The 25,255-nt window shown below is 62.4% G+C and carries 20 protein-coding genes; 8 read left to right on the top strand and 12 right to left on the bottom strand.

Going from position 1 to position 25,255, the window contains the following annotated elements; translation table 11 throughout:
- The first annotated feature begins 238 nt into the window (after window positions 1-238).
- From CHB97_RS05440 to CHB97_RS26760, 3 genes are all read left to right on the top strand, one after another.
- Window positions 239-3,952, top strand: a complete 3,714-nt coding sequence (locus CHB97_RS05440) for a flagellar hook-length control protein FliK (RefSeq protein ID WP_089286955.1) — start codon at window positions 239-241, stop codon at window positions 3,950-3,952.
- A 29-nt stretch (window positions 3,953-3,981) separates the two neighbouring features.
- Window positions 3,982-4,665, top strand: coding sequence for a flagellar hook assembly protein FlgD (locus CHB97_RS05435; protein WP_089286954.1), 684 nt, complete (start codon window positions 3,982-3,984; stop codon window positions 4,663-4,665).
- Between the two features lie 88 nt (window positions 4,666-4,753).
- Window positions 4,754-5,059, top strand: a complete 306-nt coding sequence (locus CHB97_RS26760) for a DUF1153 domain-containing protein (RefSeq protein ID WP_089286953.1) — start codon at window positions 4,754-4,756, stop codon at window positions 5,057-5,059.
- A gap of 35 nt (window positions 5,060-5,094) precedes the next feature.
- On the opposite strand, the gene CHB97_RS05425 is transcribed toward CHB97_RS26760, so the two are convergent.
- From CHB97_RS05425 to CHB97_RS05405, 5 genes are all read right to left on the bottom strand, one after another.
- Window positions 5,095-6,300, bottom strand: a complete 1,206-nt coding sequence (locus CHB97_RS05425) for a hypothetical protein (RefSeq protein WP_089286952.1) — start codon at window positions 6,298-6,300, stop codon at window positions 5,095-5,097.
- Between the two features lie 144 nt (window positions 6,301-6,444).
- The gene (gene der, locus CHB97_RS05420) at window positions 6,445-7,869 is read right to left on the bottom strand and encodes a ribosome biogenesis GTPase Der (protein WP_371332966.1); all 1,425 of its coding nucleotides are present in this window, start codon (window positions 7,867-7,869) and stop codon (window positions 6,445-6,447) included.
- A 17-nt stretch (window positions 7,870-7,886) separates the two neighbouring features.
- A complete protein-coding gene (locus CHB97_RS05415) occupies window positions 7,887-9,299 on the bottom strand; it encodes a PQQ-binding-like beta-propeller repeat protein (RefSeq protein WP_244562498.1) in 1,413 nt (470 codons plus the stop codon).
- Window positions 9,296-9,958, bottom strand: a complete 663-nt coding sequence (locus CHB97_RS05410; protein ID WP_089286950.1) for a tetratricopeptide repeat protein — start codon at window positions 9,956-9,958, stop codon at window positions 9,296-9,298. The genes CHB97_RS05415 and CHB97_RS05410 overlap by 4 nt, the downstream gene beginning before the upstream one ends.
- 252 nt (window positions 9,959-10,210) lie before the next feature.
- Window positions 10,211-10,876, bottom strand: a complete 666-nt coding sequence (locus CHB97_RS05405) for a response regulator transcription factor (RefSeq protein ID WP_089286949.1) — start codon at window positions 10,874-10,876, stop codon at window positions 10,211-10,213.
- A gap of 463 nt (window positions 10,877-11,339) precedes the next feature.
- Here CHB97_RS05405 and CHB97_RS05400 point away from each other — a divergent pair, with 463 nt between their 5' ends.
- The gene (locus CHB97_RS05400) at window positions 11,340-11,981 is read left to right on the top strand and encodes a helix-turn-helix transcriptional regulator (RefSeq protein ID WP_160105587.1); all 642 of its coding nucleotides are present in this window, start codon (window positions 11,340-11,342) and stop codon (window positions 11,979-11,981) included.
- A gap of 39 nt (window positions 11,982-12,020) precedes the next feature.
- Here the strand turns inward: CHB97_RS05400 and CHB97_RS05395 are convergent, their stop codons facing one another.
- Window positions 12,021-12,719 (bottom strand): response regulator transcription factor, encoded by a 699-nt coding sequence (locus CHB97_RS05395; protein ID WP_089286947.1) that lies wholly within the window; start codon window positions 12,717-12,719, stop codon window positions 12,021-12,023.
- 668 nt (window positions 12,720-13,387) lie between these two features.
- The gene (gene otsB / locus CHB97_RS05390) at window positions 13,388-14,194 is read right to left on the bottom strand and encodes a trehalose-phosphatase (protein ID WP_089286946.1); all 807 of its coding nucleotides are present in this window, start codon (window positions 14,192-14,194) and stop codon (window positions 13,388-13,390) included.
- Window positions 14,195-15,030: 836 nt separating this feature from the next.
- Between otsB and CHB97_RS05385 the strand changes: the two genes are divergently transcribed.
- The 3 genes from CHB97_RS05385 to rpsD all read left to right on the top strand — a co-directional run bounded on the left by CHB97_RS05385 (window position 15,031) and on the right by rpsD (window position 18,648).
- Window positions 15,031-17,400: a Tex family protein gene (locus CHB97_RS05385; RefSeq protein WP_089286945.1), complete on the top strand. Its 2,370-nt coding sequence runs from the start codon at window positions 15,031-15,033 to the stop codon at window positions 17,398-17,400.
- Between the two features lie 93 nt (window positions 17,401-17,493).
- A complete protein-coding gene (locus tag CHB97_RS05380) occupies window positions 17,494-17,832 on the top strand; it encodes a hypothetical protein (RefSeq protein WP_089286944.1) in 339 nt (112 codons plus the stop codon).
- A 201-nt stretch (window positions 17,833-18,033) separates the two neighbouring features.
- A complete protein-coding gene (gene rpsD / locus CHB97_RS05375) occupies window positions 18,034-18,648 on the top strand; it encodes a 30S ribosomal protein S4 (protein WP_089286943.1) in 615 nt (204 codons plus the stop codon).
- Between the two features lie 85 nt (window positions 18,649-18,733).
- Here the strand turns inward: rpsD and CHB97_RS05370 are convergent, their stop codons facing one another.
- Window positions 18,734-20,431 carry a methyl-accepting chemotaxis protein gene (locus tag CHB97_RS05370; protein ID WP_089286942.1) on the bottom strand — a complete coding sequence of 566 codons (1,698 nt, stop codon included), beginning with the start codon at window positions 20,429-20,431 and terminating at the stop codon, window positions 18,734-18,736.
- A gap of 346 nt (window positions 20,432-20,777) precedes the next feature.
- On the opposite strand from CHB97_RS05370, the gene CHB97_RS05365 reads away from it, so the two are divergent.
- The gene (locus tag CHB97_RS05365; protein ID WP_089286941.1) at window positions 20,778-21,224 is read left to right on the top strand and encodes a DoxX family protein; all 447 of its coding nucleotides are present in this window, start codon (window positions 20,778-20,780) and stop codon (window positions 21,222-21,224) included.
- A gap of 85 nt (window positions 21,225-21,309) precedes the next feature.
- Here CHB97_RS05365 and CHB97_RS05360 read toward each other — a convergent pair whose 3' ends face one another.
- The 4 genes from CHB97_RS05360 to CHB97_RS05345 all read right to left on the bottom strand — a co-directional run bounded on the left by CHB97_RS05360 (window position 21,310) and on the right by CHB97_RS05345 (window position 25,242).
- Window positions 21,310-22,980: a methyl-accepting chemotaxis protein gene (locus CHB97_RS05360; RefSeq protein ID WP_244559414.1), complete on the bottom strand. Its 1,671-nt coding sequence runs from the start codon at window positions 22,978-22,980 to the stop codon at window positions 21,310-21,312.
- A gap of 430 nt (window positions 22,981-23,410) precedes the next feature.
- Complete coding sequence (locus tag CHB97_RS05355; RefSeq protein ID WP_089286939.1) at window positions 23,411-23,845, bottom strand: cupin domain-containing protein; 435 nt, start codon at window positions 23,843-23,845, stop codon at window positions 23,411-23,413.
- Window positions 23,846-23,902: 57 nt separating this feature from the next.
- Window positions 23,903-24,292 carry a glyoxalase superfamily protein gene (locus tag CHB97_RS05350; RefSeq protein WP_089286938.1) on the bottom strand — a complete coding sequence of 130 codons (390 nt, stop codon included), beginning with the start codon at window positions 24,290-24,292 and terminating at the stop codon, window positions 23,903-23,905.
- Window positions 24,289-25,242, bottom strand: a complete 954-nt coding sequence (locus CHB97_RS05345) for a nucleoside hydrolase (protein ID WP_160105585.1) — start codon at window positions 25,240-25,242, stop codon at window positions 24,289-24,291. The genes CHB97_RS05350 and CHB97_RS05345 overlap by 4 nt, the downstream gene beginning before the upstream one ends.
- Window positions 25,243-25,255: the final 13 nt, after the last annotated feature.

Below are 25,255 nucleotides of genomic sequence, written 5' to 3'. Positions count from 1 at the left end.
GGGATCCGGCCCCCGTATTTCACCGCTTCACCAGAAAGGCGCCCCGCCACCGGCCGGGCGCCTTTTGCTTGGGGGCTCCCTGTCCCCCGGCAAGCCTTGCCGGGGGACAGGGCAGTAACTACCGCCCGGCAGAACTGCCGAGCGGGACAGACCCGCCGGCATATAGGCTTTCCAAGGCCCGCCGATTGGCACGCTGGCTGCATCCCTGTGAAGCCGACACAAGCGCAGGAAGCCCATCATGGACATCGCCAGCCTCTTCACCACCCCGACCGCACCCACCGGTGCCACGGTCGGCCTTGGCACAGCGGCAGGCGATAAGACAGCTGCAACGGGCAATGAGGCGGTTGAAAGCTTCAACCGCCTGCTGAAAGGCTTCCTGGACAATACCAGCACCACCGGCGGCACCGGCAGCGGTGCCAGCCTGCGCGCTGGTTCTGAAAAACTCGGGCTTGCGCCACCGGCCGATGTGGCCGAAACGAATTCCGTGTTTCCGGCAAGCCTGGGGGATGCGCCTGCTCTGGTGCCGACCGACACCGCCGCATTGCCATCGCAAATGCCCGCGTCAACCGCCGAAATGCGCTGGCAGCAAGCGGGCCTGAACCTGCTGGCCATGGGCGAGGCGAGTGAAGCCGCACCGACGCTCAGCGATGAGGTAACCTCTTTTCTGAACGACCTCAGCGCCCTGATGCGGCAGCAGGGGGCGTTCGCCGACAAAGCCACGGCCAAGACGGGCCAAGCGGCCACCGCCGCCGCGACGCTGCAGGACGCCGCCGCCACAGGCACGGGTGCCGCCGGCCCGGTTCTGGAAACCGTCGCCCTCCCCATCAGTACCAGCACGATAACCGGCCTGCGCCCCGGTGTGCCCCCCTCCGCCACCGGGCCAAAGCTGGCCGGGGTGAGCCAGCATAGTGCGCCGATCCCTGTTGATTTCACCAGGGAACAGATCACCGTTGAAAGCATCGTGCAACGGGCACGCGCGCTGGTGGCCGGTACATCGGACGTCGAAGAGGCTTCTCTCCCGACCTTTCAGCCTGCCAAGGCTGGCGCGGACGTGAAGGAAGGTGAACTGAAGCCTACGCAGGCGGCACCGGCATCAGCATCCGACAATGGGTTGATGCCCTCCCCCGTCCCCGTCATGGTGACAGCACCGGCAACGACTATTGTGGAAACACCGGTTGGTGTCTCCAACGACCTGACCCCAGTGGCAGCAGGCAAGGCTGATACAGCGCCTGTGGCCATGCCGGCACCTGTGCCGATGCCGCCGACGGCGGTGCTTGGCCAAGAGAAACCGACCATTCAAGCGGAACAGCCGGTGTCTGTCCCGGTCAAAGAAGCCGGTACGGCGGCGACGTCGGGACAGGACACCCCCCTGGGTCGGCCGGGTACGCCGGCCGCGACAGGGACGGTTGCCGCACCATCGACCGTCGCCAGTGGACAGCAACGGCCCGTCCCCCCGCCCAACGCCACGGGACCGGCACCCGCAATCATTGCCCCCAGCGCAGCAGCGACAACGCAGCAGGGCATTACCAGCACCGCAGATCGTCCCCAGGCAGCCACATCACAGGTTCAGGCCACCGTCATCCCCGGCGAGCAGGAACGGCCAGCGGCCCGCCCGGATATGGCGACGGCTACCGCCGCCGCCATGCCCCTCACTTTGCCCGTTGGCCAGCCGGACAATACCGCCCGTCCGCCCGAACCGTCGGCGGCACTGCCCCAGCCTGCACCGCCATTGACAGGGGCATCGGCGCTGAACCCCACCCGCGCTGCGGTGGCGGCGATGGGGCAGGAACGTCCCATCACCCCGTCAGACCAGCGCAGCCCGACCGGCGACGCAGCCGTGCCGGGCATCATGAAGCCGACAGCGGAGAATGACCCAGCCTTGGTCAAGGCTGCGCCGGCAAACACCGTCCCCGGTCAAGCCAGCCCGCCGGCCACCGCCACGGCACCCGGCAGCACGGAGACCGCAGCGGCGGCACCGACCGGCCGGATTGTTCTGCCCGCGGGTATGCAGCCGGTTGCCCCCGGTGACCCGATCGCGGCCACGGTCCTGGCCTCGGCGAAGCTGGCCCAGCCTGCACCGGCACAGCCCCAGGCAACGTCCATGGGCGCCGCCCCATCCCCCCTGCCGGGGGATGTCAAAGCGGGTAACGGTTCTGCCGTCGCGCAGCCAATGACGGCTGGCATGGCCGTGCCGACTTCCGGGGCGGCATCCAGAACAAGCATTGGCACCGACACTTCCCCCCTGCCGGGGGAGGCCAAAACGGGTAATGGTTCTACCATCGCGCAGCCGATGACGGCCGGCACGACCGTGCCGACTTCCGGGACGGCATCCAGCAACCTGGACCCGATCATCGTACCCGCTTCAGCCCCTGCTTCCAACAGCATGACCGATAAGGTGGCACCAACTGCCATCGCCGGGGTTAAGGCCGCAACTGTCGCTGACACCCCGATTGCAATGCCCCCGGTGACCACCACTGCCCCGACCGCAACACAAGCCGGCCCGACCACCCCGGCCGTACCGCCGCAAATGACGGCACAACCGGTTGTACCGGAACAGACGGCATCAGCCTCTACCGTTGCGGCGGCCCCACAGCCCGCCGTGACAATCTCGGTGCAAAAGACGGAAAGCGGAAAGGCCAATATCCATCAGTTTGATACGGCCCAGACAGCCCCCGCAAGCCCCGTGAGCGGGCCCGCGCAGCAGTCGACAATGAAGGATCAGCAGCCGGCAATTTCTGCCGCCCCGGCTAACAAGGGTGAGATGGAAATGCCGACCTCCCCCACCCCTGTCACCATTGCCCCATCCGACCAGCCGGCAGTGAAAGGGCAAACAATACCGCAACAGCAGCCGCAACCGGTGACCAGCGTCGCGCAACCGACGCCGAAAGCCAGCGCTACCGCGCCGGCCCCGGAAGCAGCAGCGGGTGATGTACCCGTAATGGCCGCCGCAACAGCCCCCGCGCCGGATGATGAAACGGCGGCCACAGCAACAACCACAGCCGCCCCGTCAACCGGCCTCAACCGGCCGGTGGGCAACGGCATACGCCAGCAGGCCGCCACCCCCGCCAACCGCCAGCAGGCTGAAACGGGGGCCGGACAGGCCGCAAAGGACGTGGCGGTGACGGAGCATGACAGCCCGGCCCCCTACAAGGCGGAGGTAAAGGAAGCCAGTAAGCAGCGCCGGATGCTGGCCCCCCAGCACACCGATCCCGACGCCATGACACGCCCGGCCATGGAGGCGGCCGCAGAGCGGCCGCAACAGGCAGCCCCACGTCCCGCCAGCGCCAGCCCGAGCGCCGTCGGTGCGGCTGATACCCTGCTGGCCCGCGCCGTCGGGGAGGCTGATGCCAGCACGGGGGGCGAGTTGGGGGCAGAACAGCAGGGGGCACAAGGCCACGCCAGCAGCCTGGCTGTGGAAGAGAGCAGCCTTAACGTCGCCGCCGATGGCAACAAGATCGGCACAACGGATTTCAGCCAGCATCTGAAGCAAGCCACGGCCCCCGGCGCCGCCCATCGCCCTGGGAGCAACCCACCCGTCACCTATCAGGTGGCCGTTCAGCTGCAGCGGGCGGCCCAGGATGGGCATGACAAGATTTCCATCCAGCTCCGCCCCCACGATCTGGGGCGGGTCGATGTGCAGCTGGAATTCAACAATGATGGCAAGCTGCGGGCCAAAGTGACGGCGGATAGCGTCCAGACCCTGGAATTGCTGCAAAAGGACAGCCGCAACCTGGAAAACGCGCTGCGGGAGGCTGGACTAAGCACCGATCAGAACAGCCTCAGCTTCTCCTTGCGCGATGATGGCGATCAGGCGCAGCGCCAGCAGCAGGATAAACAGCGGGACCAGAAGTCTGGCACGCGGTTTGCTTCTGAAGATGCCGAGGAAGAGACCCCGGCAACCCCTGCCTATCGCCCCGTCCTGGGGCCTGGACGGGTGGATGTCAGGATCTGAGATAACCCCGAGCGGGAAAGAACGACGCCATGTCCATCTCTGGCATTTCCAACAGTACCACCAACACGTCTAACACCAGTGCCGGGACCAGCTCTTCCGCCACCACCAACTCCCTGAAGGATCTTTCGCAAAATTACGAAACCTTCCTGCGGCTGTTGACGGCCCAGCTGCAAAATCAGGATCCGCTGCAGCCACAGGACTCGGCGGCCTTCACCAACCAGTTGGTGCAGTACTCCCAGGTCGAACAGCAGATCGCAGGCAACAAGAAACTGGACGAGATGGTGGCCGCCATTAATAACGGGCAACCCAACCAGGCCCTGGGCTATCTGGGAAAGACAGTGGAAATCCAGTCCAATGGCTGGTCATTACAGGATGGCAAGGCCCACCTGACCGTCAGCACCGACGTGCCGGCCGACCGCTCCGTGCTGGAGATCAGCGACAGCAAGACCAACAAGGTGGTTCGCACGATTGAACTGACGAAGAATGCCGGAACTCAGGATGTCGATTGGGATGGCAAAGACGCCAGCGGTAACCAGCTGACTGACGGTACCTATGTCGCCAAAGTCAAGGCCACCGGGTCTGACGGCAAGGCCATCGAAGCCCAGGTTCTGACCTTCGGCAAGGTAACGGGTGTCGATCTGACGGGAACCGAACCCCATCTGATGTTGGGCACTCTGCCGATCAAGATGTCGAACGTCCTGTCCATTAAGTAATGGTAACCAAAGTTATTTTACAGTCTTTCACTGTTTGTTAATGGCGCTGACCTTATCGATGGGGGTACCCCGTTGATTGAGGTCAACAATGACCATTTTAACCCGCAACGGCGCGGACGAAGTTGCCGACGCCAGCCCCCAGGCCTCCAACGTCACCAGCCTGACGCTGGACGATCTGCCGCCGCCTGACACACGCCGCTGGGTGATGCGTCGCAAGGCGGAAGTGGTGGCCGGCGTGCGCGCCGGCCTGTTGAGCTTCGCCGAAGCCTGCAACCGCTACAGCTTGTCAGAAGAGGAGCTTGCCTCCTGGCAACGGCTGATCGACCGCCATGGCGTGAAGGCGCTGCGCGTCACCCGCCTGCAGGATTATCGTCGCCCTGTGGGTATGGAGTGAGCAGTCGTCACCGACCCACATCCATACAAATGAGTTCAGCGTAGATTGTCGGCGATGCTGTGCAAACCATGGGCGCGCAGCAGCGCCTCCCGCTGACGCAGGCGCCGACGCTCAATGGATTGGCGCGTCACCTCGCCGCCCAGGATGGTGCCATCCTCGCCCGACAGCGCCATCACCAGGCGTTCCAACAGCGCCGGGTCACGGGTAGGGTCACGGCTATCCAACGGCTTGTCGGCATTGATCTCCCGCAGCAGACGCTCAGCCAGGGCGGCTTGGCTTTGCGGCAGATGCCCCTCCTGGATCAGCCGGGTTATCTGCTTCATTGCCGGGCTGACCAGCGATTCGCCAGCCCCCTTGCGGCATAGCACGACATCAGCCAACCGCAACAGCGCCTCCCCCAGCGTGGGCTGTGGGGCGAGCAGTTCCTGCACGACATCGGCAAAAATCAGTAAGTCGGCAAGAATGGCATCCACCTGCCGGATAAGCCCATTTTCCACATTGGCCCCCGCAAGCATGGACAAAGCCTCCACCTTGCCCAGCAGGGAACGGTAATCGAACAGCCAGATGCTGATCAGCGAATTCAGCACGTAATCGTGCAAATCCAGCGAAGTACGTTCCAGGATATGGTTGCTGAAGCCCCCCAGATCCTTACCCCGGAAATCGGGGTAGGAACCGCGTTCGGCAGCAAACGCACGCGCCTTCTGTTGTGCCTGGGTGATCAGGCCATCCAGCAGGGTCAGGCGTTGTTTCGGGGTTTGCCCGGACACGGAGGCCTGAACGCCGGCAACACGGTGCAGGGCCGCATTCACAAGCCCCTGCGCATCCTGCAGCTTGCGTATATGGCTGTAGCAATGCAGCAATTCACTGGCGCCGATATTATTGCGCTGCAGATAATCCCGCATCACCTGGCTGATGGTCCGGCGGCCTTCCGTTGTATAGAGGTCCTCCAGCTGCTGGCACAGGGCCACCTCCCCCACCGGGGTGCAAACCGTCAGTGGTTTCACCGTGCGGGCAGGGCGCGACTGCTCATAAACCACGGTTTCGGAGCCCACGCCATTGACCAGCGTGCGCAGTCGGACAACCTTCACATCATGCGTTCTGTCGGTGATCAGCAGATGTCTGGCCTCGGCAATCGCATCTTCTTCCGTATCGCAGAGCATATGCAGCTGCCATCGGTCTTCCACTTTCAGGAAGACTTCAAAGGTCAGACGCTTGTTCCAGAAACCAAGACCGAAAAACATGAAAGCCCCCATGAACAGGCTTAGTCTATGGAATATAGGGGGAGAGGCAATGCACTGTTGAGCACAGGATGAGTTCAAAAGAATAGCGGCGCCCCCAGGGGAGGGGGCGCCGCGTCGGTAATATTGCTGAAAACCATTCCCGGCTTAATCAAAGGGATTGGAACTGCCCTTGCGCAGCAGCATCCGGATGGGGATGCCCGGCAGATCGAAACTCTCCCGCAGCCCGTTCACCAGATAGCGGGAATAGTTTTCCGGCAGGTCCACCGGCTTGCTGACGAACAGGGCGAAGGTGGGCGGCCGGCTCTTCACCTGGGTCATATAGCGAATCTTCAGGCGGCGGCCATCCACCAGCGGCGGCGGATGCGATTCCGTCATCCCCGCCAGCCAGCGGTTCAGCTGCGAGGTGGGGATACGCCGGTTCCACACACCATAGGTGGTCACCACGCAATCCAGCAATTCCGCCAGCCGCTGGCCCTTCAGGGCGGAAATGGTGACGGTGGGGATACCCTTCACCTGCGGCAGCGAGGTCTGCAGCCGGTCGGTCAGGCGGCGCAGGGCGGCATTCTTGTCCACCACCGCATCCCATTTGTTGAGCGCGATGACCAGGGCGCGCCCCTCCTCCACCACCAGCCGGGCGATGGTCAGATCCTGCTTGTCCAGAATGCCATCGGCATCCAGCACCAGCACCACCACATGGGCCATGCGGATGACGCGCAGCGTATCCTGATTGGCCGCCCGTTCCAGCTTGTCATCCACGCGGGCCCGCTTGCGCAGGCCGGCCGTGTCGACCAGCCGGACAGCCCGGCCCTTCCAGTTCCATTCCACCGCGATGGCATCGCGGGTCATGCCGGCCTCAGGCCCGGTCAGCACCCGCTCCTCCTGCACCAGCGCGTTCAACAGGGTGGATTTGCCAACATTGGGACGCCCGACAATGGCCATCTGCAGGGCCTTGGGCTCCGGCTCATCCGGCACATCGTCGGTCTTCTCTGCAGCGATGGCTTCAACCAGATCATCCTCGGGCAGGTCGTCTTCGACCTCCGCCTCCGGCGCCGGCTCTTCCTTCGGCATATGCGGCAGCAGGGCATCGACCAGATCGGCCATGCCCTCGCCATGTTCGGCCGACAGCGGCACCGGCTCACCCAGGCCCAACTCATAAGCCTCGATCAAGCCGGGCTGGCTGGCCGCCCCCTCGCACTTGTTGGCCACCAGAATCGTCGGGGTCTTCACCCGCGCCCGCAGCCAGGCGGCAAAATGCTTGTCCATCGCCGTGACACCGGCGCGGGCATCAATCAGGAACAGGCAGACATCGGCGCGTTCGATGGCACGCTCGGTCTGGACACGCATCCGCGCCTCCAGGCTGCCATCGAACACATCTTCCAGACCGGCCGTATCGACCACCGTGAATTCCAGCCCACCGACTCGGCCATCAGCCGCACGCCAGTCGCGGGTCACGCCCGGCGTGTCATCAACCAGGGCAATCTTCTTGCCGACCAGCCGGTTGAACAGGGTGGACTTGCCGACATTCGGTCGCCCGACAATGGCGACCGTCAGCCGGTGCGTGGCCTTTATCACTTAAAACACTCCAATTACTGATAGGCGACCACGTCGCCGTCCTCGGTGAGAATATACAGGGTCTCACCGGCAACGACAGGGGCCTGGATCGCAGGGCCGGGCAGCTCTGTACGCCGGATCACCTTGCCATCCGTCACCGACAGTTCCACCATCTGGCCGGTGCTGTTGGTCAGGATCAGGCGGCCACCGGCCACCAGCGGACCGGTCCACAGGATCGGGTCTTCCCGGTCCTCCGGATCTTCATAGCGATCCAGCTCGGCAATCCAGCGGACACGGCCATCCTTGCGGGTCAAGGCTACCACCTGGCTGTCATTGGTGGTGACGAACACCCAGTCGCCCACCACGGCCGGGGTGGTGATGCCGCCAATATCCTGTTCCCAGACGCGCTGGCCGGAGCGGATATCGATGGCGGCCATGCGGCCGGAATGGCTGATGGCATAGGCCACGCCATCGGCAATCACCGGCAGACCACGAATGTCGGCCAGGCCGGTCAGGTTCTCACCCCGGCGCACCGACGCCAGACTGTCCTGCCAGGCCTGTCGGCCATTTTCCACGCGCAGGGCGAAGACCTCGCCAGACGAATAGGGGACAATCGCCGTATCCCCCTCAATCGCGGCGGCAGAACCGCCCAGCAGGGCCGCCGGCTCCAGGAAGCCGGTGTGATACCATTCCAGGGCACCAGTCTCCGCATTCAGGGAGATCAGCTGGTTATCCACCGCCGAGACGAAGACGCGGTTATCCACCACCGTGGGGGCGGAACGGATCGGACCGGCGATTCGCCGCCGCCAGACCACATCCCCCTTGTCGACATCCAGGGCCACCGCCTCACCAAAGCCATTGGTGGCATAGAGGCGGCCATTGGCCACCGTCACGCCACCGCCAAAGGCTTCGCCATCCTGCTTTTCCCGCAGGATATTGCGGCGCCAGACGCGCGCCCCGCTCTTGGCATCAAAGGCGTGCAGGTCATAATCCGTGTCCAGCACGTAAAGCCGGCCATTGGCCACCACCGGGCCGGCCAGCAGACGCGCGCTGGAAGAGGAACCCTGGATGCTGGCCGACCAGACGCGACGCAGCGGACCATTGCTCAGGGCCACATTACCGGGATAATGCGCCGGGTTGCCGCCGGGCTGCGCCCAGTCGGCATTGGCCTGGGCTTCCGGCAGGGCAACCGCCTGATCCGCCACCTGGGGGTCGACTTCCAATTGCTGCTGAAGCTGCAGCACGGAGATGCGGTTGCCGCCCAGCTTGGGGCCCTTATCCTCGCTGAACCAGTCGCCGATACCGCAGCCGGACAGCAGCAGACAGGCAAGCAAAGGCGCCGCCACCCGGCGAGCCATCACATAACGGGAAGACCGGGCGGAAGACGTGGCGCGCGGGGCGCCGAAACGGGTGCTGCTGACCATGATATCCTGGTTCTCGGGCGTCATTTCGGCGCCGCGAACAGCGCGGCGAGTTCGGTGGCACGGCTGCGCACGCCCTGCGGGGCCTGGGCATCCTCGGCAAGCTGCTTGAACAGCTGTTCGGCGCGGGCATTGTCGCCCGTCTTGGCGGCCAGCAGGCCGGCCAGTTCGGTGGCAGAGGCCCGCCAGGGGTTACCAGCCGTCAACAGCGGGGCAATGCGCTGGCCCAGCTTGGCCGGGTCGCCCGCATCCATCTGCAACTGCACCGACAGCAGGGTGGCCATATCGCGCAACAGGGCATCGCTCTCCCCGCTGCCGGCGATCTGGTCATACAGCGCAACCGCCTCGTCCCGCTGCCCGTTGCGGGCGCGCAGGCCCGCCTCATACAGGCGGGCGATAACGGCCTGGCTCTGCCCCAACTGGCTGGCAGCAGCGGCCAGCGCATCGCCGGCGACCTTCACGTCGGGCGCGCCTTCTTCCGGCCGGGCCTTGGCCAGCGCCGCGCTCAGCACGGCGGTACGCTTCTCCATCTCACTGGCGCGCCACTCTTTCCAGCCTACATAGCCGGCCGTGGCCACCACGATCAGAACGGCCCCACCCACCACAGTCGCGCCGTAGCGCTTCCAGAAGGAGACCAATTGATCGCGACGGAGATCCTCGTCAACTTCGCGAAAGATGTCGGACATGCATCACCCTCGGCCGGTCGCCGAACCGAATAAACAAAGGGGGGCGATACCAGACACCCCGCCCCGGGTCAAGGCGGCTGCCCCTTCCCTTCACCGCCCTTGCACGACCGGAACGGATAATCCCAGCGGCCAAGGCGGTGATAACAATACGATGCTTTCAGGCAATTGCGGGGCAAAAAGCGAATGAATGCCGGAAATCAGCGCTGCGCGGCAGGCTGAAGGCGCGGATACAGCTTCTGGCGATGTGGCTGTTCAGTCGCCCACCGGTTCCGGCGGATTGAGGTTCAGCCAATCGGCCGCCACCATGGCCTGGGTCCGGTTGCGCACCCCAAGGGCCTTGAAAATTGCAGTGATATGGATTTTCACCGTTCCAACGGTCAAATCCAAAGTCTCTGCTATTTCGATATTGGAGCGCCCCTGGCGGATCATCACCAGGATTTCCCGCTGACGCGGCGTCAACTGCTTGCCCGCATCCTCACGGAAAAAGCCGGCCGGAACCGGGCCGGCGACGGTCATTAACGGTTCCCCGCCCGGACGCATCGCCACAACGGGCGGCACAAAGATGCCACCATCGGCCACCACCTGCAGGGCGTTGGCCAGTTCCGCATCCACATCGGCACGCCGGACGTAAGCCCGCGCGCCCTCGCCCAAAGCGGCGCGCATCCGCTCCGGATCATTCCCGCCCACAGCGATCAAGGGCAAAGCAGGACAGACAGCAACGAAATCCCTGATGGCCCCCCGTGACACCATGGTCATGGACAGGACAACAACATGGGCGTCCGGTTGCAACCCGGCCAAGGCACGCGCCTCCGCCAGATCCGCCACCTCATCCACACGGTCAGTGACACCGGCCCGCCGGGCAATCTGCCGTACCCGCTGGCAAAAGCCAGCCTCATGATCGATCAATAGAATACGCATTCGTTCCGACCCCTTGGGCCATCCCGCAACCTGTCATGGGTGGTGTGGGATGGCACAGACCCACTATACACGGGGTTTCGCGCTCCTACAATTTTATGCATCAGCAAAACGCAAAATCTTTGGGTGCAGCTTAAAAGCATCGCGCTCAACCATAACGAGCCGTTAACCGATTTTATCGGGAAACAGTGAGGATGGACAAATCTACGCCTAGTGATAACCCCGCGAATATCAATAAGCGTTAACCAAGATTAGATAGGCTCGAACGGGTTAGGTCATGAAACACGGCCTCCCTCATTTGCCCATCTTGCGGTGCTCGTTCTTAAAACATTCCATAGCCATAGTGTCATAAATATCGGGGATGTCATATGCAACCCGTCAACGGGCAAGCCGCAACCCAGAAATCATATTATAGTATGAAACAACGGCGAGAGACTCGATCTCAACAGGTTCGGGAATGCCGGATATGACGTCCCGTGTGGCCATTCTGGTTTCCAGTGCAGCCATCGATTCTGCCTTGTCGGAAGGGCTGTGGGATCATGTCCAAGAGCTGTCACATTATCCGAGCGTGGGCGCCCTGCTGCAGGCGGCCATTCAACCCGATATCTTATTGATCGACCTGCCCCATTTCAGCCTGCTGCGGGAGCGGGAGCCGGTGGCTTGCCTGCGCCTGTCACGGCGGGGACGAATCCTGCTGGTGCTGTCCCTGGCAGAAACGCTGGATGCCGCCCCCTTGCTGCCTTTCGCTGATGCCTGGATTTTTACCGACAGTATCCGCGGCCGCGCCCGGCCGCTGGTCACGCTGGGACGGGAGGCGCATACGGCCTTACCGCCCCAACTGCTCAGCCAGTCGGGAATCGATCAGATGCGGCTACCCTTGCTGGATCGGCTTTCCCCGGCCGAACATCGGTGTCTGCTGGCGTTGGGGCAGGGACTGAACAACAGAAATATCGGCAAGGCACTGGGCCTGCCGGAAGCGACGGTCAAGTCGCTGGTACGATCAATGCTGAGTCGGCTGCATTTTCGCAACCGTACAGAAGCGGGCGTCTTTGCCGCCCGCAACCAAGCCACGATCCAATCAGCCGGGCATGACCGTATTCTACATTGAGAAGCCCCCCGACACAGCCGGGGGGCGGAAACAGACGGGTCAGCCAGCGGCAGCCAAGGACGGGGTTTCGCCCACGACGCCGTTCAATTCCCCCCCGATCCCATTGTTCAGCGCCCAGATGGCCGCCTGGGTCCGGTTGGAGGCGTTGATCTTCCGCAGCAGGCTCTTCAAATGCACCTTCACCGTTGCTTCGGTGATGGAGAGCTGGTTGGCAATCATCTTATTGCTGTCACCGCTCAGCAGGCAGCGCAGAATCTGCACCTCACGCTGGGATAGGCCCTTGCGGGAGGTCGGCATTTCCGGGGCGGGTGCTGTGGATACCCGCCCGCTGATCAGCAGGGCCGCCAGATGGGTGGGGAACACCTTTTCCCCCAGCATCACCAGCCGCAGCGACTGGGTAAGAGCATCGGATGAAAGATCCTTCATCAGATAGCCATCGGCCCCCGCCTCCAGCGCGCTGGAAAGACGACGGGTGCAGAGTTCCGACGTCAGCACCACCATGCGCGCCTCTGGCAAGGCATGGCGCAGACGGCGCAGGGCTTCGGCTTCGTCATCAGCGCCGGTGGCCAGATCCAGCAGCACGAGTTCCGGCCGGTGCCCCTGCTCGGCAACCAGGAGCCCTTCCCGCACATTGCCGGCCTCCGCCAAGATCTGGAACGGCGACTCTTCCAGCAGGCGCTTCAGCCCTTCCCGGAACAGCTTGTTCGCGTCGATGAGAAACGTGCTGACATTGTCCATTGCCATCTCCTGCGCTTTTTGGTTCCCACCATTGGCGGGGTCCAGCCATGGCCTCCTCCATCCGGGAGTCTCTTCCGGTTCGCCGCCGTGAGGCCGATGCGCCCGGAGAGCCCAAATGAACGACCCTCTTTCGGATTGAACCTTACCCCGAAAAGCGCGGAACTGAACATCTCTCGAAGGCAGTAATTGCCGTCCGCTTTAGGCATATACCGTAAAATCAGCCCCATTTTTGTCTCAATCGACCACAATCCACCTGAAAGCAAATATGTAACAAGTACAAATCACCCCTTTAAAGATCGCGCCATAATTTTTCAGTGGCTTTCCCGATCCCGCTGGTTCGTCCTATAACGGCTTTCAACTTAACTAAATTGATTTGTTTTCTTAACCACAATTCAAAAAATGGGAGAAAACATAGCCGAACGCACCTTGATCTACATGATGGGATGGACACCGGCACGCCAGTGGCCCGAAGCCGGCCAAAAGCCGCCTATGACCCGCCATATTTCCGCCCCATCCGGGGGGCCTATACCCCTATACCTCCGGGGTAGACAGCCACCCGCTTGTGACTTTTTCGCGCCGCGATTTCGGGCGGCCCCCCGCCCGCCGGATAGGATTGCACCCCATAGAATGGGGGGAACGACAGAGAAAACGGGACCGCCCGCCCAGGTTCATCCTGCCGTTGCAGCCTGGTCGCGCACCGCCAGACGCTGCAACAGCAATTTCACGGCCGCAACGTCGGGAATATGCAGGGTGGCGGCTGTGGGGCGGTCGAGTTCTCCCACCCGGATGCCCAGACCGGACGCCGCCACCGCCCGGAAACCATCCTCATCCGTCACATCATCCCCCAGAAACAGGGGGGGGTGGCCGGCCAGCAGATCGGCCAGCAGCCAGCTGATGGCCGATCCCTTATGCCAGTCCAGTACCGGCCGCAGCTCGTGCATCTCCTTGCCATCCATATGGCGCAGGGTGGGTTCGCCGGCCAGCACCTGCTGTACAATGGCGGCCACACGCGGCTTCTCCGCTGGCGCCACCAGCCGCGTATGCACGGTGATGGCGTAGCGTTTGGATTGCACAAAGGCGTTGGCGATGGGCGCCAGCCGGCTCTCCAGTTCCGCTGCTGCGCGCTGGATGGCTGCCCGGAAGGGTTCACCGGGCTGATAAAGCCGGTCGGGGGTGGCGATGTCCAACCCATGGCTGCCGACATAAATGATATTGTCGATGGCAACCAGCCGCCGCACGTCCGCCACATCGCGCCCGCTGACAATGGCCAGCGGATAGGACCCAGCCAGATGCTGCAGCAGGTCACGCATCGCAGGGGCTAGGAAGGCCTGATCCGGACGATCAACGATGGGGGTCAGTGTGCCGTCATAATCCAGCAGAAGCGCCACAGGGCGTTTTGCCCCGCGTTCGAGTTCTGCGACATGCGCAAGGGCACCTTCGACAGAACGCATATCTTGGGCGGTAGCGGCTGGCATGGATATCGATCCCCATCCTGGCGTAACAGAAAATTCCGACGGTTTCAGAGGGACTTAACCCCCTAACCGCCTGTCTGTTCCATCAGCCTGCCCCAGACCGGCACAAGATGATACCAGGATGTTAATCATATAAATGTCGACGGCCCCGTGAAGGGGCCGCCAAAACACTTGCCATTCCCAGCACCCGGGGGCATATTGTGCATCGCAGCACACGTGCTGTATGCCCTTTTCGGGCGTTTCCTCCCTAAACTCAGGCCGCTCCCGTAGCGGCCTTTTCTTTTTTCGGCCTTGGGGGAGCTTCCCAACCGGTCCTTGCCTTGCTGTGTGGGTTTGCCACTGGCGAAGCTTGTTACCGTATCGGGCCCTCGTGAGGACTATTTGTTTCAAATCACCCCGGCCGGTCAAGCCGTTTCGATCCAAACAATGCGGTCGGGGCGTCATTTCGCCACCGCGATCATACCGCTTTTTCGGTAAATGCTGCTGACGGGCTAAATAGGCCGCGCATAGGCAGGATTCTGCCGCCACCGGCATCGTACCGATAGCATGTCCCCGTCGCAGCTTTATACAATCCGAGGCAGCCTGTATCGGCACCGGCTATGGCCTCTCCACCCTGCGGACAAAAAAATCCCCGCAACCGACATGCGGTGCGGGGATGTTGAAGTTTAATAAGGGAGGAAACGCAACATGGTTGCGGGTGTCTTTATATCGGCCACAAACTAACAATCCGTTAACAGACCAATATATATCCAATATGTAACCTGCGTTCGGCGGTTGGCAGCCCTGCACCAGATGCGCTATGCAGCCTGCTTCCGGCCTGTCCCCGCTATCGAGACATCATGATCAGCATCGCCGCCCGCATCGCCCAGGAACTCTCCGCCCGCCCGCAGCAGGTGGAAGCGGCCATCGCCCTGCTGGACGAGGGCTCGACCGTCCCCTTCATCGCCCGTTACCGCAAGGAAGTGACCGGCGGGCTGGATGATACGCAGCTGCGCACCCTGGATGAGCGGCTGCGTTACCTGCGAGAGTTGGAGGAGCGCCGCGCCACCATTCAGGCCAGCATTACCGAACAGGGCAAGATGACCCCCGATCTGGAAAAGCAGATCGCGGAGGCTGACACCAAGACCCGGCTGGAAGACTTGTACCTGCCCTATCGCCCCAAGCGCCGCACCAAGGCGATGATCGCACGGGAGGCGGGGCTGGAACCGCTGGCCGATGCGCTGCTGGCCAACCCGGCCCTGGCGCCGGAGACGGAGGCCGCCCGTTTTGTGGATGCCGAGAAGGGTGTGGCCGATGTGAAGGCCGCCCTGGATGGGGCGCGCGCCATCCTGGTGGAACGGATGGGAGAGGATGCCACCCTGGTCGGCCGCCTGCGCGACTTCGCCCAGAATCAGGGTGTGCTGGCCGCCAGCTTGGTAGATGGCAAGGCCGAGGAAGGGGCCAAATTCTCCGATTATTTCGCCTTCAGCGAACCCTTGTCCAAGATCGCCTCTCACCGCGCGCTGGCCCTGTTCCGGGGCCGCGCCGCCGGCGTGCTGGATTTGAAGCTGGCGGTGGGTGAGGATCAGGCCGCCACCGGCCCGCACCCGGCGGAGCAGATGATCGCCGCCAGCTTTAATATTGCGGATCGGGGTCGGCCGGCGGATCGCTGGCTGCTGGATACCTGCCGCTGGGCTTGGCGCACCAAGATCGCCCTGCATATCGAACTGGACCTGATGAATGTGCTGCGAGAAAAGGCGGAGGATGAGGCCATCCACGTCTTTGGCCGCAATCTGAAGGATCTGCTGCTGGCCCCGCCCGCCGGCCAGCGTTCAACCCTGGGGCTGGACCCCGGTATCCGCACGGGTGTGAAGGTGGCGGTGGTGGATGCCACCGGCAAGTTGCTGGACACCGCCGTGATTTATCCGCACGAGCCCAAGCGGGATTGGGAAGGCTCCCTGGCCGCACTGGGGGCGCTGGTGATACGCCATGATGTGGACCTGATCGCCATCGGCAACGGCACCGCCAGCCGGGAGACGGACAAGCTGGCTGCCGACCTGATCGCCCGCCTGCCGGATGTGAAACTGACCAAGGTGATGGTGTCGGAGGCCGGCGCCTCCGTCTATTCCGCCTCGGAAGTGGCGGCGCTGGAATTCCCAAAGTTGGATGTTTCCCTGCGCGGGGCCGTCTCCATCGCCAGGCGTCTGCAAGACCCGCTGGCCGAACTGGTGAAGATCGACCCGAAATCCATCGGCGTTGGCCAGTATCAGCATGATGTCAGCCCGGCCAAGCTCTCGCGCACCCTGGATGCGGTGGTGGAAGATTGCGTGAACGGCGTCGGCGTGGATTTGAACACCGCATCGGTGCCGCTGCTGGCCCGCGTTTCCGGCCTGTCGGAAAGCGTGGCCAAGAATGTCGTCACCTTCCGCGATGAAAAGGGGGCCTTCCGTTCCCGCCGGCAATTGCTGGATGTGCCGCGCCTGGGGCCGAAAGCGTTTGAACAGGCGGCGGGCTTCCTGCGTATCCGCGACGGGGAAAACCCGCTGGATGGCTCCTCCGTCCACCCGGAAGCCTATCCGGTGGTGGAACGCATCCTGAAGAAGACCGGCCGACCGCTTTCCAAGCTGATTGGCGATGTCGCCTTCCTGCAATCGCTGGACCCGGCCGATTTCACCGATGAGAAATTCGGCATCCCCACCGTCACCGATATTCTGAAAGAGCTGGAGAAGCCCGGCCGCGACCCGCGCCCGGAATTCAAGACCGCCCAGTTCAAGGATGGGGTGGAAGAACTGAAAGACCTTCAGCCCGGCATGGTGCTGGAAGGGGTGGTCACCAACGTCACCGCCTTTGGTGCCTTTGTTGATGTCGGCGTGCATCAGGATGGGCTGGTTCATATCAGCCAACTGTCGCACAGCTTCGTGAAAGACCCCCATGCGGTGGTTAAGGCCGGCGATATCGTCAAGGTCAAGGTCATGGAAGTGGACCTGAAGCGCAAGCGCGTGGGCCTGACCATGAAGCTGGATGAGCGCCCCGCCCCCGCCAAGCCCGCCGCCGGCCAGCCGCAACGTCCGGAACGGCGTGATGATCGCCGCGACGACCGGCGCGGCCCGCCCCCGTCGCAGGCCCCGCGCAACAATGCGCCGCCGCCGAAGCCGAAAGCCGCACCGGCACCGGAAGATAATGCCTTTGCCGCCGCCTTCCTGGCTGCCAAGGCAAAGACCAAGCGCTGACCGCGACGCCCCGCATCCGCCATAATTCAGGGGGAAAAACCCAAGGGGTTTACCACCTGGATTATGGGGACGGGGATGATGCGGGGATGCGGGATGTTGCCGGTTCTGCCGGCGCTGTTGCTGTTGGCCGCCTGCGGGTCGGCACCCCCTGCCCCGCCGCCGGCCAAGGCAGTGCCGCCACTGCCCCTGACCGTGGGGGGCGGCAAGGGCAGCCAGCGGGGCAATTACCCCACCTTCGTAACCGGCGACATCCATGACAGCCCGGATGGCCCCTGTGCCGTTTACGCCTGGGACCGGATGCTGAGTAGCGGACAGGTGGTACGCTACCTCTCCGCCGCCTGCCCCTATCCGGGCCGCCCCGGCTATTTCCGCATGGTGGAACTGGGCCGTTCCCTGCTGCCGCCGGGTGAAAGCCCGCTGACGGCGGAATGATGACCAGGGTTGCAGGCGTGCCCCCAAACCGGGTTTGACAGGGGCCGCCTGATCCAATATACCCCCCGAATTCCTGGGAAGGCGGGTGCCGGCGGTTCGGCGCCCCGTCCCCGTTTTTGTCTTTTCCAACCGGTGAAGGCAAAGGGCGGGGAACTACCGGGACAACAAGCCGCCAATCATGGCGGTGCTGTGGAGTTTGTTATGAGCAAGCGTCAAGAAGCCAAGTATAAGATTGACCGCCGCTTGGGCGTGAACCTGTGGGGCCGTGCCAAGTCCCCGGTCAACAAGCGTGAATATGGCCCCGGCCAGCATGGTCAGCGCCGCAAGAAGCCGTCCGATTACGGCCTGCAGCTGATGGCCAAGCAGAAGCTGAAGGGCTATTACGGCAATATCGGTGAGAAGCAGTTCCGCAAGCTGTACCAGGAAGCCGTTCGTCGCAAGGGCGATTCGGGCGAGAACCTGATCCAGCTGCTGGAACGCCGCCTGGACGCCGTTGTCTACCGCATGAAGTTTGCGCCGACCCCGTTCGCCGCCCGCCAGATCATCAACCATGGTCACATCCTGGTGAATGGCAAGCGCCTGAACATCCCCTCCTACCAGGTCAAGGACAATGACGTGGTGGAAGTGCGGGCCAAGGCCAAGAACTTCGCCCTGATCATGGAATCCATCCAGTCCGGCGAGCGTGACTTCCCGGATTACGTGACCGTCGACACCGGCGCTTTCAAGGGCACCTTCCTGCGCGCCCCGGGCCTGTCGGACGTTCCGTACCCGACCCAGATGGAACCGAACCTGGTCGTGGAATTCTATTCCCGCTAAGGTTCATTCCAGCCGGAATGATCAAGGCCGCACCTTCGGGTGCGGCCTTTTTCTTTTCGATCAACAGGGGTTGTTTAACAGCGCTTCACGCCGCCTTGGCACCATTAACCTCGTCCATGGCATGGCGAACCACCTGCACCAGTTCATGGCGCAAACTGCCGATGGAGCCGGCTACGGATCGGCTGGCATCCAGCATGGCGCTAGCACGGTGGCCGCTCTGCTTGGCTTCCAGCGAGACATCACCGATGCGGCTGGATACTTCGCGGGCGGCATCGGCAGCCTGCAACACATTGCGGCTGATCTCCTGCGTCGCGGCACCCTGTTCCTCTACAGCGGCGGAGATGGAATGGGTAATCTGGCTCATTTCCCCGATAGTGCTGCCCATTTCCTGTACGGCTGTAACGGCGGAATGGGTCACTTCACGGATATCAGCGATCTGGCGACCGATTTCTTCCGTCGCGCGTGCTGTCTGACCGGCCAGCGCCTTCACTTCCGACGCCACCACCGCGAAACCCTTGCCAGCCTCACCCGCCCGCGCCGCCTCAATGGTGGCGTTGAGCGCCAGCAGGTTCGTCTGGCCGGCAATCTCGCTGATCATTTCAGCCACGTCGCCGATACGCGCCACGGCCTCGGTCAAGCCGGTAATGGCGGTCCTGGCACGTTCGCCAATCTCTTCGGCGCGGCGGCTGACCTGCCCGCCATGATTGACCTGCTGGGCGATTTCCCGGATCGACATGGACAGTTCCTCTGCCGCTGAGGCAACGGTTTCCGCATTGTGCAGCGCTTGAGTGGCCGCTGCGGCCACATTCTGGCTGTTCTCTGCCACCAGACCAGCGGAGCCGGCCACGGCATCGGCATGGCCGCCCATGTTATCGGTCTGGCGCACCACCTCGCCCACGGCGCGGTCGGCTTCACTCTCCACTTTAGCTGCCATCGCCTCCAGGGCAGACCGCTTCTGCCGCTCCGCAGCTTCGCGCGCCATTTCCTGCTGCTGGCGAAGGCGCTGCGCGTCTGCTCCATTTTCCTTCAACACATCCACAGCACGCGCCATCTCCCCGATCTCGTCAACCCGCCGGGTATCGGAGACGGAGACACTGAAATCCTGCCCGGCCAAGACACGCAACGTAGCTGTCAGCCGGTCCAGCGGGCGCAGCACCCGGCGCTGCACAGTCAGCACACCAATCGCAAAGGCCAGCAATCCCGCCCCCAGCATGACCTTGCCGACCAGAATGGCCCGCTGTCCCTCATCGTGAGTTTCTTTAAAGACATCGCCCGCCACATTGACCTGAAGCGTGGTCAGCGCGGCGATAATATTCGTCAGCGGATCGATGGTTTGATAAAGCCGATCCCGAACAAAATGGGACAGTACATCCTTCTCCCGGCTTTGCAGGATGGAAACCAGTTCGGTCACTGCCGCATCCGCAGGGCTCATTGCTTGCTGCGCTTGCTCCACCAGGCGCTGTTCCTCCGCCGTCAATTGGGTCGCCAGATAGGCGCTCCAGGTATCGCGGATGCGAACACGCGCACCGGTCACAGCCTCCAGCCCCTCTGCCCAGCTCATACCGCCATTATTCACCTTGTGTGTCGCATCGACGATGGAAACCGCATAATCGTCGGAAACACGCTTCAGCTGTTCCAACGGCACAACACGGTCCAGATATACCGTACTCAGTCCGCTATCAGCGGTTTGAATGGCGGCAATATTGATGGCATTCGAGACCAACAAAGCACCACCCAGAACGGCCAAAACTGTCAGCAACGTTAGCTTGATGGTTACTTTCATTTTGGTACCCCTCCACGCATCAAATCAAAAATGAAAAATGCACCACACCATATGGCGATGCTCCCAGAATCATCCAAAGTAACCAAATTTGAAATCTATTCATTAGTATGAAAACGTTGTCACGTTAGAAGTTAATGAAAATTAACTATTCATTTTATCAGATAAAACAATTGGCTATCGGATAAATCGTAGCAACGTCATCTTTAGCGCAAAAGGATAGTTTCATTTTATGCAACAATATTTTCTGATTATGGAAGATTGTCCCATTCACCGCTTGGCGATAGCTTTTCCCCATCAGCGGACGACGCCGCACACGGCCCCGCTTCCCGGAAAAAGGATCGCCATCATGATCGGCTTCAACAAAATCTCTGACTTCATCCCTGTCATCGGCCGCGTTCTGCTCTCGGCCATTTTTCTGACCAGCGGCTTGGGCAAGCTGCTGGCGTGGGATGCTTCGGTGGGCTATGTCGCCACGGCGGGCCTGCCGCTGCCGTCCGACCTGTTGCTGGCGGCAGCGGCGGTGACGGAGATTGTCGGCGGCACAATGGTGCTGTTGGGCTTCCAGGCGCGGTTGGGTGCCTTGGCGCTGGCCGGTTTCTCCATCCTGACCGCCATGCTGTTCCATAATTACTGGGCGCTGGCCGATGCCCAGGCCGCCTATGTGCAGCAGATCATGTTCTGGAAGAATATCGCCATGGCCGGCGGTTTCCTGCAAATCGTGGCCTTCGGTGCCGGCCCCTTCGCGCTGGATAATGCCGAGCCGGTCAGCAATCACCAGACCGCTGCCATCTGAAGCACTGAAGAACCAAGAAGGGGGGATGCGGCGTGGACCGCATCCCCCCTTCTTGGCACTGCATCACAATCCATCCAGGCCAGGATCAGGCGGCGCGCACCGTGGAAATGAAGTTCTCCACCTCATGGCGCAGGATTTCGGCTTCCTTGGAAAGACCATTGGCCGATCCCAGCACCTGGGTGGCTGCCGATCCTGCCTCCGCCGCAGCCTGGCTCACCCCGGTAATGTTGGAATTCACCTCATAGGTGCCGTGGGCAGCCTGCTGCACGTTGGAAGAGATTTCCCGCGTTGCCGCCCCCTGCTGCTCAATCGCCGCCGCAATATTGCCGGCAATCTCATTCAGGCGGGCGATGGTTCTTTCCACCCCTTCCACGGCGGATTTGGCGCCGCCCGTGGCCGTCTGAATTTCGTTGACCTTCGCCTGGATGTCCTCAGTGGCGCGGGCAGTCTGGGTGGCCAGCGCCTTCACCTCCGACGCTACCACGGCAAACCCCTTGCCGGCATCACCGGCGCGCGCTGCCTCGATGGTGGCATTCAGGGCCAACAGGTTAGTCTGGCTGGCAATCTCATTGATCAGCTTGATGATGTCACCAATCTGCTGGGCGGCAAGCACCAGCGCCCCCATCGTATCGGAGGTGCGCTTGGTCTCCGCCACCGCCTGATTGGCGATCTGGGTGGAATTGGCCACCTGCCGCCCGATCTCCTGGATGGAGGAGGAGAGTTCTTCCGTGGCGCTGGCCACGGTCTGAACATTGGCAGAGGCCTGTTCAGAGGCCGAGGCCACCACCATGGCCTGCCGGCTGGTTTCTTCCGCCGTGCCCGACATGGCCGAAGCCGTGGCCTGCATCTCTGTCGCGGCAGAGGCCACGGTTTCCACCACGCCCTTCACCCGTGCTTCGAACGCATCGGCAAGCTTCAACATGCCGGCCCGGCGTTCGGCCTCGGCAGTGGCCTTCAGCTTTTCCTGTTCGGCCTGCAGCCGGTCCATCTCAATGGCGTTTTCCTTGAACACCTGCACGGCCAGCGCCATCTTGCCGATCTCATCCCCCCGGTCACGATAGGGTACCTGTACGGTTTTATCGTTGGCGGCCAGCGCCCGCATCACATCGGAAATGCCGGTGATGGGCAGGCTGAGACCGCGCGCCAGCAGGAAACCCAGCAGGGTCGAGAGCAGGGCTGCCGCGATCATGCCCATCCAGGTCGCGGTGCTTGAGGCCGAGATCGCGCCATCCTGTTCCGCCGACCTTGTTTTCAGCAGGTCGCTTTCAACAGAACGGATTTCTGCGGCAATGCGGCGCAATGCGTCGAACGAGGCTTTGCCGGCCCCGCTCGCCTCCATCTCACGTGCCGCCTGAACGGTGGCCGCGTCGCCCATCAGGGCAATTTCTCGCTCGGCCACATTATTCTGCCATTGGTCAATGGCGGCCTTCAGATCGTCCAGGCGCCGCTGCTGGGCGGCATTATCCGCCGTCAGTTCCTTGGCCTGCTGCCAGGCCTCTGCCGTCCGCTTGCGCCCACCGTGATAGGGTTCCAGAAACTCCTTCTTGCCTGCCAGCAGATAACCGCGCAGGCCGGTTTCCTGATCCACCATGCCGGCCACAACATCGTCAATGCGGGCCAGAACCTTGTAGGTGTGCGTGTTCCATTGGCTGGTCTTCGCCACCACCGCAATCTGCGTGTTGAGGTAAAGCCCCATCAAAATGATGACAACCAGCACGCCTGCGAAGGAAAGGCCGATCCTGGTTTTGACTGACATATTGTTTGCGAATGAGAACATCGCCCACCCTTGGATTTTCTAATCGACGAACGAAGGACAAGCGCAGTCAGAAGGCGGAGTATCTTTACCAGAAAATAACCGCACGACTGGCTCTTGAAAAAACCTACGTCCGTATTCCAAATACGGTCAACATGACCTTACGCATACAAATATTTTCTCCTTCAGCAGCATTGATGATTTATAGTATTTTTACCTTATTTCTGATTGACAGAAACATGTCAGAATTTTCTGACAATCCCCTGTTATTGCATCATTTTTTCAAGATGCATTCCCCCCCGATACCGGTCATGGCTGTGCCATGGCCGGTGTCATAATCCCCCCTGTAACCTGTCGGATAGATAGGGCTGCTTCTCAGGCTGCGGCACCATCGTGCCAGATGCCAAGGCGCGGAACCAACCGGCAAGGGGCATCAATAATGCCCGTCACCGCCTTGCTTCTTTTCAACCCGCAACTGACCTTCCGCCCCCAGATAGATCGCCAGAATCCTCACCGGCTCCCGCCCCTCATTGCGGCCATTATGCCAGACGGAGGTTTCCACGAAGGCCTCACCCGCCTTAAACACCCGCGGTGCCATACCCTCGGCGGAGACCGTCACCTCGCCGGAAACGATGTAGCCCACCACCGGCATCGGGTGACGATGCAGACCGGTTTCCCCGCCGGGGGCCAGTTCCACCATCAGGGCGGTCAAATGGGCATCACCGGTGGGATAGCGCAGCGGCACCCCATCCCCCAAGGTCTTCGTGTCCAGCAGCGATGTCGCCGTCAGCCCCGTTGCGTCACCCGCATAGGCCGGAAACGTCACCGCCAGCAGACTGGCGGCAACGATAATAGAAATCGACTTCATCTTTCCCCCCTATTCTTTGTGGGGAGAGAATGAAGCAACGGATACCGATTGTAACCCTCAGTCTTCTTCCGGCAATTCCAGGAAACGCATTCGATTGCCGAACGGATCGGTGACCTGAAGCATCAGCATGTCTTCCAGCATCTCCAGGTCTGGCTTCATGTAGCGGTATTCTTTTTCCGCCAATTCCTGCTGAAAAGCCCGGATGCCGGTCATATAGACCACCATGTTCCCGCCCGGCGTGGCGTCGCCGGCATGTTCGGACAGGTGCAGCCGCAGGGGGCCGCGCGACACCTGGCAATAAAGCGGGAAATTGTCGCCGAACCGATGTTCCCAATCCAGCGCAAAGCCCAGAAAATCCAGATAGAATTCACGTGCCTTGGCCACATCAAAGATGCGGACAATCGGTACGGCCGGTTCAAAAAGGATGGGTTCCAGGCTCTCTGTCATGGCTCCCCCAATGCCTGGAAGAACCGGTCGAAGAACGCCGCCGGATCGGGCACGCGCAGCATGACGCGCACGGCCCCCGCCGGGTCCGGCACGCGCAGGCAGGCACCTGCACCGGCCCCGGTTGTCATCACGGTCACCTGGGATTGCTCCCCTTCGAACAGATCGGGATGCAGCAGATTGGCCAGCACCGTCATGTCATGCTGGAAGGCGCCATCGGCGCCGAATTTCGGCCGGTCCAAATGGGATGCCGCATCCAGCATCAGCGCCACCTCCTCCCCATAGCGCGGCAGGGCACGGGCGCGAGCCAGACGGTCGGGTGTGCTGACCAGCTGGTGCGTCAGGTCCAGCGGCATCAGGGTGATGGGGATGCCGCTGTTCAGCACCTGCTGGGCCGCCAGCGGGTCCATGTAGAAATTGAACTCCGCCCACTCGGTGATATTGCCCCGCCGTACATGGTTGGGCGGCAACAGATCGCAGGAACCGCCCATCACCGCCAGATGGCCGATACGGGCAAAGGCATCCGGTGCGCGTTCCAGCAGCCGGGCCAAATTGGTCAGCGGGCCGGTGGCGCAGATGGTCAGGCTGCGCGGCGGGTGGCTGCGCAGCGTATCGGCCATCCAGCCCACCGCGTCATAGGAGGCCGGCTTCCGCGTGGCCGGCGCCAGCACCAGGGCACCCAGCCCGCTTTCGGCAAAGGCGCCATCGCCGGCCGGCGGTTCCGCCCGGCCCAGCGGTGCCTTTTCCCCGGCATGGACGGGGATGGCGGGGGCATCCAGATGGTCCAGCAGGGCCAGGGCATTTTCCGTGGTGCGGGACAGGGCCACATTGCCGTGCACGGTGCAGATGCCCAGCACATTCACCCGGTCCGGCACGGCCAGCGCCCACATCCAGGTCAACAGGTCATCGGTGCCGGGATCGCCATCAAGGATCAGGGGAAGCAGGTGAATCATGGTGCCGGGGTCC

This window comes from Azospirillum sp. RU38E (assembly GCF_900188385.1).
Lineage (GTDB): Bacteria > Pseudomonadota > Alphaproteobacteria > Azospirillales > Azospirillaceae > Niveispirillum.
This window is presented reverse-complemented; position numbering and strand designations above follow the sequence as displayed.